This is a genomic window from Streptomyces liliiviolaceus (assembly GCF_018070025.1).
GTDB classification, from domain to species: domain Bacteria; phylum Actinomycetota; class Actinomycetes; order Streptomycetales; family Streptomycetaceae; genus Streptomyces; species Streptomyces liliiviolaceus.
In genome coordinates, this window is record NZ_JAGPYQ010000002.1 from 1,708,259 (window position 1) to 1,720,349 (window position 12,091).

General features: G+C 71.1%; 12 protein-coding genes. 5 read left to right on the forward strand and 7 right to left on the reverse strand.

The features are described from left to right. Positions 1-45 precede the first annotated feature (45 nt). A complete protein-coding gene (locus J8N05_RS42890) occupies positions 46-1,086 on the forward strand; it encodes a LacI family DNA-binding transcriptional regulator (protein WP_210892920.1) in 1,041 nt (346 codons plus the stop codon). A 175-nt stretch (positions 1,087-1,261) separates the two neighbouring features. Then, on the forward strand, positions 1,262-2,170 hold the full coding sequence (locus J8N05_RS42895) for a glycoside hydrolase family 16 protein (protein ID WP_210892922.1): 909 nt from the start codon (positions 1,262-1,264) through the stop codon (positions 2,168-2,170). Between the two features lie 48 nt (positions 2,171-2,218). Here J8N05_RS42895 and J8N05_RS42900 read toward each other — a convergent pair whose 3' ends face one another. Next, positions 2,219-3,334: a beta propeller repeat protein gene (locus J8N05_RS42900; RefSeq protein WP_210894275.1), complete on the reverse strand. Its 1,116-nt coding sequence runs from the start codon at positions 3,332-3,334 to the stop codon at positions 2,219-2,221. 32 nt (positions 3,335-3,366) lie between these two features. Beyond that, positions 3,367-4,443 (reverse strand): hypothetical protein, encoded by a 1,077-nt coding sequence (locus tag J8N05_RS42905; protein ID WP_210892924.1) that lies wholly within the window; start codon positions 4,441-4,443, stop codon positions 3,367-3,369. Positions 4,444-4,644: 201 nt separating this feature from the next. On the opposite strand from J8N05_RS42905, the gene J8N05_RS42910 reads away from it, so the two are divergent. Then, positions 4,645-5,142 carry a peptidylprolyl isomerase gene (locus J8N05_RS42910; RefSeq protein WP_210892926.1) on the forward strand — a complete coding sequence of 166 codons (498 nt, stop codon included), beginning with the start codon at positions 4,645-4,647 and terminating at the stop codon, positions 5,140-5,142. A 151-nt stretch (positions 5,143-5,293) separates the two neighbouring features. On the opposite strand, the gene J8N05_RS42915 is transcribed toward J8N05_RS42910, so the two are convergent. The 4 genes from J8N05_RS42915 to J8N05_RS42930 all read right to left on the reverse strand — a co-directional run bounded on the left by J8N05_RS42915 (position 5,294) and on the right by J8N05_RS42930 (position 8,752). Then, entirely contained in the window at positions 5,294-5,932 is a 639-nt protein-coding gene (locus J8N05_RS42915) for a dihydrofolate reductase family protein (protein WP_210892928.1), read from the reverse strand. A 153-nt stretch (positions 5,933-6,085) separates the two neighbouring features. Then, complete coding sequence (locus J8N05_RS42920) at positions 6,086-6,664, reverse strand: dihydrofolate reductase family protein (RefSeq protein WP_210892929.1); 579 nt, start codon at positions 6,662-6,664, stop codon at positions 6,086-6,088. 156 nt (positions 6,665-6,820) lie between these two features. Then, the gene (locus J8N05_RS42925) at positions 6,821-8,269 is read right to left on the reverse strand and encodes a WGR domain-containing protein (protein WP_210892931.1); all 1,449 of its coding nucleotides are present in this window, start codon (positions 8,267-8,269) and stop codon (positions 6,821-6,823) included. A 147-nt stretch (positions 8,270-8,416) separates the two neighbouring features. Then, on the reverse strand, positions 8,417-8,752 hold the full coding sequence (locus J8N05_RS42930) for a hypothetical protein (protein ID WP_210892933.1): 336 nt from the start codon (positions 8,750-8,752) through the stop codon (positions 8,417-8,419). Between the two features lie 105 nt (positions 8,753-8,857). Between J8N05_RS42930 and J8N05_RS42935 the strand changes: the two genes are divergently transcribed. Next, entirely contained in the window at positions 8,858-9,187 is a 330-nt protein-coding gene (locus tag J8N05_RS42935) for an antibiotic biosynthesis monooxygenase family protein (RefSeq protein WP_210892935.1), read from the forward strand. Positions 9,188-9,477: 290 nt separating this feature from the next. After that, positions 9,478-11,550 carry a CASTOR/POLLUX-related putative ion channel gene (locus J8N05_RS42940; RefSeq protein ID WP_247706924.1) on the forward strand — a complete coding sequence of 691 codons (2,073 nt, stop codon included), beginning with the start codon at positions 9,478-9,480 and terminating at the stop codon, positions 11,548-11,550. A 127-nt stretch (positions 11,551-11,677) separates the two neighbouring features. Here the strand turns inward: J8N05_RS42940 and J8N05_RS42945 are convergent, their stop codons facing one another. Further along, on the reverse strand, positions 11,678-11,881 hold the full coding sequence (locus tag J8N05_RS42945; protein WP_107014587.1) for a cold-shock protein: 204 nt from the start codon (positions 11,879-11,881) through the stop codon (positions 11,678-11,680). Positions 11,882-12,091 lie beyond the last annotated feature (210 nt).

The window sequence follows — 12,091 nt, forward strand, 5'->3', positions numbered from 1 at the left end:
AGAGCGCTCTATGCCGTCCGTGACCGGTGCCGTTAGGGTGCGGGCATGAGCAGACAGGCCCCGACCCTGGAGGATGTGGCGCGGGAGGCGGGCGTCTCCCGCGCCACCGTCTCCCGCGTCGTCAACGGTGTCCGCAACGTCGACCCCGCCATCCAGGAGTCGGTCCGCCAGGCCATCAGCAGAACGGGTTACGCGCCCAATCAGGCGGCCAGATCGCTGGTGACCCGGCGTACCGAGACCGTGGCGCTCGTGGTGTCCGGCGCCGGTGACGTCTCGGAGGAGGAACGGAACGCCTTCGCCGCGCGGGTGGTGGCGGATCCGTTCTTCGGCCGGGTGGTGAGCGGGGTCGTGGGCCAGTTGCGTCCGCGTTCGATGCATCCGGTGCTCATGTTCGCCGAGACCGACGAGGCACGGCAGGAGGTCGTGACGTATCTGCGGCAGGGCAGCGCGGACGGGGCCCTCGTGGTCTCGACGCACGCGGACGACCCGCTGCCCGCGCTGCTGGCCGCGGCGGGGCTGCCCGCCGTGCTGTTCGCCCGGCCCGCCCGGCCGGTCGCGCTCAGCTATGTCGACCTCGCCCACCGGGACGGCGGACGGCTGGCCGCCGAGCATCTGCTGGGCCGCGGCTGCCGACGGATCGTCACCGTGTCCGGACCGCTGGCCGTGACCGCGAGCCAGGAGCGCCTTGCCGGGTTCCGCGACACGATGGCCCGCCATGGTCACGCGTACGTCCCGCTCGTCCAGGGCGGTTTCACCGTCGACAGCGGTGTGGCGGCGATGACGGAGCTGCTCGCCGAACACCCGGACGTGGACGGGGTGTTCGCGGCCAACGACCTGATGGCCCAGGGCATCTGCCAGGTGCTGCGGGAGCACGGGCGGCGGGTGCCGCACGATGTCGCGGTCGTCGGGTTCGACGATTCGAGCGTGGCGGTCACCTGCCGGCCACCGCTGACCACCGTCCGCCAGCCGGTCGAGGACATGGCGGCGGCGATGGCCCGCCTGCTCGCCGAACACATCGGGGGTGTACGCACCGAGCCGACGTCGATCATCTTCGATCCCGAGCTGGTGGTCCGGGAATCGGCGTAGGGCCGGGAATCGACGCAAGGCCGGGAATCGGCGTAGGGCCGGTCGGGCTGTGGCGCCGGGCGGGGGCACCGGCGAGGATGTTTTCCGGCAGTCGGCCTTTGGTAACCGGTCTCTGATAACCGGGCTCTGGTAAATGGCCTTTGACAGTCGGCAGTTGCGACACGAGGAGTCCGTGATGGGTTCACACGCGGCCCCGCACCACCTGAGGCCCCCCTTCCTGCTGGTGTCCGTGGCGGCCGCGCTCGCGGCCGCGCTCCTGTGGCTCCCCCGTGCCGACGGTGCGCCCGCGAGGACCGACGCCTGCGGTTCCACGGCCGTGCGGCTGCCCCGCGGTGACTGCGGTCCCTTCTGGCAGGTCCTCGCCGAGGACTTCAACGGCGACCGTGTACCGCTCGGTTCGTTCAGCGACTGCGATCACCGCGTCGACACCTCCGGCGCCCACTGCGGAGGGCTGCGCGGCACGTTCCGCGACAACTGGTGGGCCTATCCCACCGGTTGGCCCGACACGGCCGGAAGCCGGGGCCGGGAGGTGGTGGGCGTGTACCACCCGGAGGACACCGTGAGCGTGGGTCCCGCGGCGAACGGCGACGGGCGGATGTTCGTCCGGATGTGGCGTCCGGCCGACGGCGGTCCCGTGCACTCCGCGGCGGTGGTGCCGCGCGCGGTGATGGACATGGCCTACGGCAAGTACTCGGCACGCATCAAGGTGACGAAGGCGGCGCCCGGCTACAAGTCCGCCTGGCTGCACTACGGCGGCGGCTGCGAGATGGACCACCCCGAGGGCGAGTGGACCGGCCCGCTCTCGTCCTTCCACCATCCCTGCGGGGGCGGCGAACAGGGCTATTTCCCGGGCAGCGACGACTGGACCGACTGGCACACGGTGTCCACGGAATGGACGCCCGGCCATGTGCGGTTCTTCGTCGACGGCCGCGAGACGGGCCACGACACCAGGGGCGTGCCGGACAGCCCGCTGTCCTGGGTGATGCAGAACGAGAGCGCCCTGGAGGGGCCGGGGGCGGCGCCCGGCAGCAGCGCGCAGATCGACATCACGTGGGTGGCGGCGTACGCGTACGGGTGGAAGTGAGCGGCGGAACCGTGCCGTGGGTTTCGACCTGCGCAGTGCGTTTCGTGCTCAGTCGAACCGCAGGATGCGCGGGGCGAAGGTGCCCTCGGGGCCGTCCGCGCGGCCGACCGACCACACCGTCTCCGTCTCCGTGCCCGGCACGGTCGCCAGCCGGAGCGTCCAGGATTCGCCCTCTCCGGTCACCGCCGGTTCGCCGTACTCGGTGAACGACTGGCCGTTCCAGGCGAGGAAGTCCGGCCCGGGGACGAGCGGCGGGCTGCTGCCCACCGGTCCCCACTTCTGCGAGCGGGCCACCGAGACCCAGCCCAGCGTGCCGGACGCGGTGGCCGCCAGGGAGTCGATGGAGCCGAAGTCGGTGGGCACGGACACCTTGTTCCACGTCTGTCCGTCGAAGCGGACGAGCAGGGGCGGAATCGGCCGTCCCGGCGGACCGCCGACGAATCCGGCGGTGCCGCCCGCCCACACCTCGGTCGGCGAGACCGCGAGCACACTTCCGACAGCCGACCGGGGGAAGCCGTCCACGACCGTCTGCTGCCACTCCTGCCCGTCCCAGTGCGACACGGCCGCACCCGAGACGTTCGCGCCCGCGGCCCAGACGTCGTCCGCCGCCAGGATGTGCAGGCCGTAGACGGATCCGGGCGGCGCCGGTACGTCCTGCCAGTCGCTCCCGTCCCAGCGCAGCAGGGCCTGCGCGCCGCCCCGCGAACCGATCAGCCAGGTCTCGCCGCCACCGGCGACGGCCTTGGTCGGCACGACCCCGCTCGGCGGGCTGCTCTCGTTCCAGGCCTTGCCCTCGTACCGGAGCAGACGGGCGCCGCCCGCCGAGTCGCGGCCGACCGCCCATACCGCGGTCGGTGAGGTCGCGGCGATGGACAGCAGTTCCCCCTGCCAGCGGATCCCGGGCAGGTTCTGGCGCTGCCAGGCGGTTCCGTCCCAGCTCAGTACCAGCGGGAAACCCGGCGCCTCACGGCCGACGGCGTCGGCACCCACCGCCCACGCGCTGTCCGGCCCGAACGCCACGGCCTCGTTCAGCGCGGCCTGCGGGCGGACCTGTGCCGGGACCGGAACGTGGTGCCACGACCGCTCATCCGCCGCGGCGGACGCCATGCCGGCCACGACGGTCATGGCTACGGCGAGGGCGGCGACGAGAAACCTGTATGGCACAAGAAGCCTGCGGGTCATGGACAGTCCGTGGGTCATGGTCGGGCTCCCAGCCGCTCGCTCATCAGGTTCGGTTTCGAGCCGTAGATCTCGGCGGTTCCGAAGGACAGCAGTGCGGATCCGGTGCGCGCCAGTGCACGCGGTTTGACGTCGATCGCGTTCGTGCGCTCCGGTCCGTAGGAGAAGGTGGTGCGGCGGCCGTCCACGCGTGCGTACTTCGACTGGAACGCGCGGTCGCTGCGCACCGGCAGCCACAGCGCGCCGTCCGGGCCGCGCACCATGGCCTCGGTGTAGGTGTCGCCCAGCGGTGGGTGGGTGGTGCGCCAGGCGCTCCCTTCGCCGTCCCAGGTCATGAGATAGGTGCCGGCCACGCCGTCGGTGTACTGGCTGCCTCCGATCGTGACCCGGCCGGACGGTTCGAGCAGGATGGTGTGCACGTTGCTGTCCGGCGGCAGCGGCACCCCCGCGTCCCGCCACGCCGTGCCGTCCCAGCGCAGGACTGTGGTGCCGGTGTCCGTGTCCGCCCAGGCCCAGGCGTCGTCGGCGGCACGGGCGGTGATGCCCATCAGGTACCGCACACCGTCCGGGGTGGCCTGCACGGTCCAGCCCGAACCGTCGTGGTGCAGCACCTTCAGCCCGGTGTCGTCCTCGCCGACCACCCAGGCGGCACCCGGTACCGCGGTGAAGTCCTGGTACGTCCACAGGGTCTGCGGCAGCGGGACGGTACTCCACGTCCCCGCCGACCGGCGCAGGATCTCTCCGGCTCCGTCGCGGTTGTGGAAGATCCACACTTCCCTGCCGACGAACTGCACCTTGCCCAGCCAGCCCGGTTCACCGGCGCCGGGGAAGGTCGTGTCCCGGCTCCACGCCATGCCGTCCCACCGGTACAGCATCGGCATCAACCCGTCGGCGGCCTGCTCGTACCCGGTCGCCCACGCCTCGCCCGGCGCCCGGGCGGCGAGATCGGTCACGGTCACCGGCGGGGCCGCCGCCGGCACCGGCAGCACAGACCACCTCAAAGTCACCGCGGGCGCCCCCGCCGCCCCCGTCGGCGACGTCAGCGCGGCACACGCGAGCACGAGGCAGACAACGGCCGCACGAAGACTGTTCACGAGCCCCCCAGAGTCACAAGTGCCCCAGAACGTGAAGATCGGACAGCCTAGGGGCGCTCCCGCACCCGTGAACAGGCGGCAACCGGCCGATCCGGCCGATCGCGGAGGCATCTGCCGGGGGAACCACCGGAAACTGGGCGTCTCGGGCGGCGAAGCAGGGCGGCTCCCGGGCGGTGCGCGAGGACATGAAAGGATTGCCCTATGTCTACCAACGTCTTCTTCGACATCACCATTGACGGCGACGCCGCCGGCCGCATCGTCTTCAAGCTGTACGACGACGTCGTCCCCAGGACGGCGCAGAACTTCCGTGAGCTGGCCACCGGCCAGCACGGTTACGGATACGAGGGCTCGGGCTTCCACCGTGTCATCCCGGACTTCATGCTCCAGGGTGGTGACTTCACCCGCGGCGACGGCACGGGCGGCAAGAGCATCTACGGCGCCAAGTTCGACGACGAGAACTTCAAGCTCAAGCACGACAGGCCGTTCCTGCTGTCCATGGCGAACGCCGGCCCGAACAGCAACGGCTCGCAGTTCTTCGTCACCACCGTGGTCACCTCGTGGCTGGACGGCAAGCACGTGGTCTTCGGTGAAGTGGTCGAGGGCCAGGACCTGGTGCAGAAGATCGAGTCCCTGGGTTCGCGCTCCGGTGCCACCCGCGCGAAGATCGTGATCGCTTCCTCGGGCATCGTGGAGAAGTAGCCGTCCGTACCCCGGGCGGCGGGCCGCCGGCTCGGCGCAGGCCGCCCGGGTCGCCCGCTCGACCCGGGGGTCGTGACGATCTGGTCGCCGCCCCGGGGCTCCCACCCGGACCCCGGGAGCAGCGCCGAGACGCACCGAGACGCGCGCAGCGTCAGCGGCGGACCAGTACCGCGTGTGTGACCGCCGGCGAGGCGACCAGTTCGGACACGCGGTAGCCGTCGATCCCGTCGCCCAGATTGTCGAGCAGCCGCTCCCCGCGCCCGATGAGCATCGGCGCGATCACCAGGTGGAGCTCGTCGATCAGCCGGGCGCGCAGGTACTGCTGGATGACCGCCGCACCGCCGCCGATCCGGACGTCCCTGCCGCCCGCGGCGTCGAAGGCGCGCTGGAGCACCGTCTCCAGCGGGTCGTCCGTGAAACGGAAGGTCGTTCCGCCGGCCATCTCCAGCGCCGGGCGCGGATGGTGGGTGTGCACGAAGACGTCGTGGTGGTAGGGCGGGTTGTCGCCCCACCAGCCCTTCCAGGACTCGTCCGCCCAGGGCCCGCGCTGCGGCCCGAACATGTTCCGCCCCATGATCGTAGCCCCGACGTTCCGCTCGCTGCGGGCGAGGTAGTCGGCGTCGATCCCGCTCTTCCCGGCGGCGACCTCCTCCGTCGCGGCGACGAACCAGCTGTGCAGTTCGTCGCCCCAACCGACGCCGTCGCCGAACGGCGCGTCCAGGCGCTGGTTCGGACCGGCCACGAAGCCGTCGAGGGAGACCGTCACATTGTGCACGCGGACCTTGGACACGGCTTTCACCTCTCGTATTGAAGTCGCTCTCTCACTCCTGCGTCGCACGGAGCGTGCTCGGATCGACATCCCCACCCACATTTTTGCGGCGGAGCTGACTCCCGCCGTCCTGCTCGAACGCGGGCAGAGGACGTTCGAGGAACACGGCTGGAATCAGTCATGCAGGGTCGGCCGGTACACGAGTACCTGGGTGCGGCCGTCGAGCGTACGGCTCTCGATCAGGTCAAGGTCGAAGTCGGGCGCGCCCTGGAAAATCGGTTCGAGGCCGGTCCGACCGGTGATCACGGGAAAGAGCGTCACGTGGACGCGGTCGACCAGACCGGCGGCCATCAGCGCCCTGTTCATCGACAGGCTGCCGTGCGAGCGCAGCGGAACCTTGGACTCCTCCTTGAGCCGGGCGACGACGTCGACCGCGTCGCCGTTCACGAGGTCCACGTCCGCCCAGTCCAGTGGGCCTTTCAGCGTGGTCGACACCACCGTTGCCGGCAGGTTCCTCATGCGGGTGACCCACGGGTCGCGCACGTCGGACTCCTCGGTGCTTGAGGCCAGCATCCGGGCGAACGCCCGGTACGTGTTGGCCCCGAAGACCATGCGCTGCTCCTCCCCGTACAGGGCGAGGCGGTGGTCGAGCAGCTCGGGTCCCTGCTTGCCCCAGTAGCCGGTCCAGTCCCCGCCTGCGGCACCGAAGCCGTCGAGGCTGCAGAAGACGTCGAAGGTGTAGGGAACGGTCATGGTGCTCTCCTCGGGCCGGGACCGGTGCGTCCTGTCGTGGATACAGACCAGCCGCCACGGCACAACTCATCGGTCCCGGCCCCCGGAATCCGTCCCGGCCGCCCCGGATGCGGGGCGCGGACGGTTTGCCGCGGACGGCTTACCGCCGACAACGGTTTACAGCAGGCGCCGGATGTCGCCACGGACCCGGTAGAAGCCGCCCGCCGCCGGGTGCAGGGCGTCCACGACGTAACGGGCTCCGGGCTCTCGTATCGTGCGCGGGAACTGGACGTTCCAGGAGTGGTCGTAGCCGTCCGACACCACGTGGACGCGCAGGCGGCCGGTCGTCTGGACGCACTCGACGACGATCGCTCCTGCGGGGGCCTGGGAGACGCTCGCCAGCGAGGCCGCGGCGGTGGCCGGTGCGAAGGTCGGCAGCGCCTCGGCGAGCTTGACGTCCCGGGCGACCGGCACCGTGCCCTGCTGGGCCGCCGCGATGGCCGCCTCGCTCGCGTCCACGCACACCAGCGAGCCGTCCGTGGTCACCAGGTACAGCCGCTCGTCGCGGTACTGCATCGACAGCGCCGAGCCACCGCCGGTGCCCAGCTTCCACAGACGTGTGCCGTCCCGGTCGAAGCAGTACACCGACGAGGACGCGTCCCCGGCGAAGACGAACCGGCCGCCGGGCGAGGTGGCACATGAGTAGACCGCGCTGTCGCAGGCATAGGTGGCCTCGACGGTGCCGGTCGCCTTCGACAGCCGCTGGACCACCCGGTGCGCGGTTCCCGCGAACACGGCGTCCTGCTCCTGCCAGCCGAACAGGACCCCGCCGCGGGTGGGCGTGTGCCACAACTCGCCGCTGCCGTCGGGCGCGTAGGCGCTCACCCCGCTCTGGTGGCCGTGGTAGACGGCACGGTCGTCGGCGCGGACCATCCAGGCGTGCTCGCCCTGACTGCGGCGCGACCACTGGTGCTCGTCCTCGTGGTCGATGACGGTCAGCCGGCCCTCGCGGTCCGACACGTTCAGAACGCCCTCGTGGATGTCCAGCCAGAAGATGTCGACGTCCGCCGCCACGTCGTACGCCGCGAACGGCAGCTTCGAGGACAGGTCGTAGACCCGGCCGTCATCGCACCCCGCGTATATCCAGAAGTCGTCGGCGACCAGGCACTTCACACCGTCCGGGAGGTTGAAGCGGGCCAGGACACCGCCATCGTGGTCCAGGGTGAAGACGTCACCCGCCTGGTTGCCGACCCAGCAGCGGTCGTCGTCGACGTGGATGCCGAACGCCGACGACCCCGTACGGAAACGCCACAGCACCGGGGCCACGGACCGCGCGGTGGAGGGAGCCGAGGCGACCTGCCGCCGGGTCACCGCACGGGGCGCACGCTGTCCGGCGATCGCGGGGGCGTATCCCTTGCGGACCTTCTCCCCCACCTTCTTCGCGGCGGCGGCGCGCGCCTTGTCCGCCGTGGGGAACGTCGTCGTCTGGGTCTGTCCGGCGGCGCCGATCCGTCCGTACCGCACCGTCACCACCAGCCCGTCCACGGCCACTTCGTAGAACTTGTGCGCAGCACCGTCCTCCTGCGACAGCTCCAGATACGTCGTCGACGCGGACCCACTGGACATGACAGACCCCTCCCAGGACCAGGCCCCGCGGTCTCTCCAGCGGGTCCCACTGCTCACACCGTAGAGGCTGCCACTGACACTCGGACGATCAGGCCGGTACGTCCGCCGCGGCCCGAGCACACCCGCCCTCGGGAGGAGGGTCGGCAGTCAGCCGTCCTGCTGGTCGGGCGCGTCCGCGTCGAGCTTCGCGAGGTGCTCCTCCCACCGTCGGCGGCGCTGGTCCGGGGACTGTTCCCACCAGGGCGTGCCCCGTTCCCCCAGCGCGATCTTCGCGTGCCGCACGCGCGCCCGCGCCGACCGCTCGGCCGACGCGTCGTCGGCGGTGGTCGCCGCACGCACCGCGCGACGGGCCGCCATGAGGTGATGTCGCAGCCGGGCCGCGACGTCCTCGGGCAGGGAGGGATCCGTGGCCCGCCATTTCCGCCCGTCGATGACGATGTGGTGTCCGTCGGGAGTCCTCTGCGGTTCGTCGCGCGCGTTCACACCCGCAATTCTGGCCGTACGTCGGCCGGGCGGCGCGGCAAGGCCGGCAGCTGCCACGCGCACCCCGTCGTCCGACGCCGGGCGCGGTCACGGCAGGATGGGCACATGAGCGTAGTCAAGATCAATGTCCTGACCGTCCCCTCCGGGCAGCGGGAACTTCTGGAGAAGCGGTTCGCGTCCCGCGCGGGCACCGTCGAGAACTCCGACGGATTCGAGTGGTTCGAACTCCTCCGCCCGATCGAGGGCACCGACAGCTACCTCGTCTACACGCGGTGGCGTGACGAGGAATCCTTCACCGCATGGATGGAGGGGAACATGAAGGCGGCCCATCAGGGCGGCGGCGCGGAGGGCGGCGAGCGGCCCAAGCCGGCGGCGAGCGGTTCCACGCTGTGGTCCTTCGAGGTCGTGCAGCAGACCGCCCCGCGCAGCGCGTAGCTCCGCGCCCCGCAAGCCACTGGGCCACCGGGGCGATGGGGTCACCGGGGCAATGGGTCACCAGCCCATCGGTCACTGGCATCCGCTGACAAACCCTGCCGGCCGCTGAAGGCCGCCCCGCGAACGTGACGTGTCCCGAAAGGATGAACGTCATGGTGTCCGGGCGTGTCTTGGCCGCCGGACCAGCACTCTTGCAGACCAGGGCACTGCCGTTACGCGTGCGGACGGTGGTGCCCCTGGTGTGTGTCGGCGGCACCGTCCGGGGCGGGCGGGGGAAGCAGGGGTGCGCAGTGGAATGGCAACGGCCGACCTCTTTACGGGACCGGGCCCGCTACCGGTTCGACACGACGCTGGCCCGCAGCACGGGGATGCTCGTGAGCTGGCTGGTGCTGTCCTGTCTGGCGGTGGTGGTGCCCGTCAGTGCGCTGGTGGTGTGGACGGACCCCGGCTCTCCGCGTTCGCTGTCGGGCCGGCTGTCGGCGGTGTGGCGGACCAGCGCGGAGACGCTGCGGCTCGGCGCGCCGACGGGTGCGCCGATGCGGATGGCGCTGTCGGTGCTGCTGGGGATCGTCGCGCTGCTGTGCGTGTCGACCCTGGTGGGGGTGATCACCACCGGATTGGGTGAACGGCTGACCGAGTTGCGGCGGGGCCGCTCGATGGTGCTTGAGCAGGAGCACGCGGTCGTCCTCGGCTGGTCGGACCAGGTGTTCACGGTGGTGGGGGAACTGGCCGCGGCCCGGGCGGGCGCCCGGTGCGTGATCGCCGTCCTGGCCGACCGGGACGTGGCCGAGATGGAGGAGGCACTCACCGCGTCCCTGGGGCGCGGCTCCGCTGTCCGGCTGGTCTGCCGCAGCGGCTCACTGACCACGGTCGACACCCTGGCCCTGGTCACTCCCCGGGCCGCCAGTTCCGTACTGGTGCTGCCCTCCGATGCTCCGGAAGCGGACAGCGAGGTCGTACGCGTCCTGCTGGCCCTGCGGGCGGTCCTCGGTGACGAGCCCGGTCCGCCCGTCGTCGCGGCCGTGCGCGACCGCCGTCAGCTGCCCGCGGCCCGGCTCGCCGCGGGCGAACGCGGCACGATCGTGGAGACGGACGCGACGACGGCGGAACTGCTGGTGCAGTCGGCGCGGCGCACCGGGGTGGGCGAGGTGCTGCGCGACCTGCTCGATTTCTCCGGCGTGGAATTCCATCTCGTGGATGTGCCGGCAGCCGTCCGGCAAGGGTCCGCGGGTTCTCGCTTCGGGGATCTGCTGCTGTGCTTCGAACGGTCCACCGTGGTGGGGGTGTTGGGTCCGGACGGGCAACCGCTGCTCAGTCCCGCCGCGGACACCGTCGTCGGCCCGGGAGACCGGCTCATCGTGATCGCGCACGACGGTGTGCCGGAGGCGCCGGTCGACTGCCGTGCGTACGTCGACCCGACCGCGTTCGCGGCGCCGCACTCCCAGCGCGTCGGGCCTGTACGAGTGCTGCTGCTCGGCTGGAACCGCCGTGCACCCCTGCTGGTGGAGGCGCTGGGCCACAGCGTCGCACCGGGGTCGGTACTCGATGTCGTCGTCGATGAGACACAGGTGACTCCCGTCCAGGACCAGGCCAGTTCCCCGCAGGCCGCGGCACGGCTGGCCGTCTCCTGCCGAAGCGGTGAACTGCTGCATCCGGAAAACCTGCGGGACCTGGACCTCTTCGGATACGACACGGTGATCGTGCTCGGGGCGGACAGCGTGGACGGGCCGGGGCATCCCGACGACAGGGTCCTGGTCACCCTGCTGATGCTGCGGGAGCTGGAGCTCCGGGCGGGCCGGGTCCTGCCGGTGGTCGCGGAACTCGGCGACCACCGCAACCGGGCCCTCGCGCCGCTGGGCCCGGCATCCGATGTCGTCATCCGGGGTGAACTGACCAGCCTGCTGATGGCCCAGATCGCGCACAACCCGCATCTGGCCGCCGTGTTCGGGGAACTGTTCGCGGCGCACGGCGCGTCGGTGCATCTGCGCCCGGCCCACCACTACACGACGCCCGGGTGCGAGGCGTCGTTCGCGACCGTCGTGGCGGCCGCCCGGGAGCGGGGCGAATGCGCGGTCGGCTACCGCCGCACGGACCCGGAGGCGGGCACGGGTCACCGGCATGAACTGCGGCTCGGTCCCGCCAAGACCGAACGACGTGTGTGGCACGCACGGGACGAGGTGGTCGTCGTGGCGAACGACTCCGCCGGGTCCGACCAGCCGTACGGCACCCTCGACGCGGTACCCGGCATGCGCCACGACCACGGAGACGACACCGCACTGTCGGGCGGATCACCCGGACGGCGGCCGTCCCACGACTCCCCGGAACAGGACCGGACGCGCGGAGAGGGCGGCACAACGGGGTGACACACCCGCGCCCCTGAACACGCTTCGGGGGCACGCAAGTACGCGCGTACACAAGTCAGTTGCTCGCCGGACACGTCGGTGGCCCCGGAACATGCGTTCCGGGGGCCACCGACGACTGCCTGTGAGACTAGGCGGGGGTGATGTTCTCCGCCTGCGGGCCCTTCTGGCCCTGCGTGACGTCGAAGTTCACGACCTGGCCCTCCTGCAGCTCACGGAAGCCGGAGGCGTTGATGTTCGAGTAGTGGGCGAAGACGTCGGGGCCGCCACCCTCCTGCTCGATGAAGCCGAAGCCCTTCTCGGCGTTGAACCACTTCACAGTTCCCTTGGCCATGCGCGTGCCTTCCAGTCGATATCGGACCCACACCGCGTGAGCCCGGAGGTGATCGCCCTGGTCCTGCACTGCACAGCAAAATGCCCGCACCGGAGCGCGGGCAGGTACTGCGAACCACGACATCTGGGGATGACGCTACACGGCGAAACCGCCTACCACCAGAGAGCAACAAGACATGATCCCGAACCATGTCGCACGAGCGACCCTGCG

What these genes read in the sequence shown, in the direction of transcription:
- J8N05_RS42925 (WP_210892931.1), bottom strand. Translation starts at nt 8,269, where the DNA reads ATGTCCAGTGGGTCCGCGTCGACGACGTATCTGGAGCTGTCGCAGGAG.
- J8N05_RS42895 (WP_210892922.1), top strand. Translation starts at nt 1,262, where the DNA reads ATGGGTTCACACGCGGCCCCGCACCACCTGAGGCCCCCCTTCCTGCTG.
- J8N05_RS42890 (WP_210892920.1), top strand. Translation starts at nt 46, where the DNA reads ATGAGCAGACAGGCCCCGACCCTGGAGGATGTGGCGCGGGAGGCGGGC.
- J8N05_RS42945 (WP_107014587.1), bottom strand. Translation starts at nt 11,881, where the DNA reads ATGGCCAAGGGAACTGTGAAGTGGTTCAACGCCGAGAAGGGCTTCGGC.
- J8N05_RS42910 (WP_210892926.1), top strand. Translation starts at nt 4,645, where the DNA reads ATGTCTACCAACGTCTTCTTCGACATCACCATTGACGGCGACGCCGCC.
- J8N05_RS42935 (WP_210892935.1), top strand. Translation starts at nt 8,858, where the DNA reads ATGAGCGTAGTCAAGATCAATGTCCTGACCGTCCCCTCCGGGCAGCGG.
- J8N05_RS42920 (WP_210892929.1), bottom strand. Translation starts at nt 6,664, where the DNA reads ATGACCGTTCCCTACACCTTCGACGTCTTCTGCAGCCTCGACGGCTTC.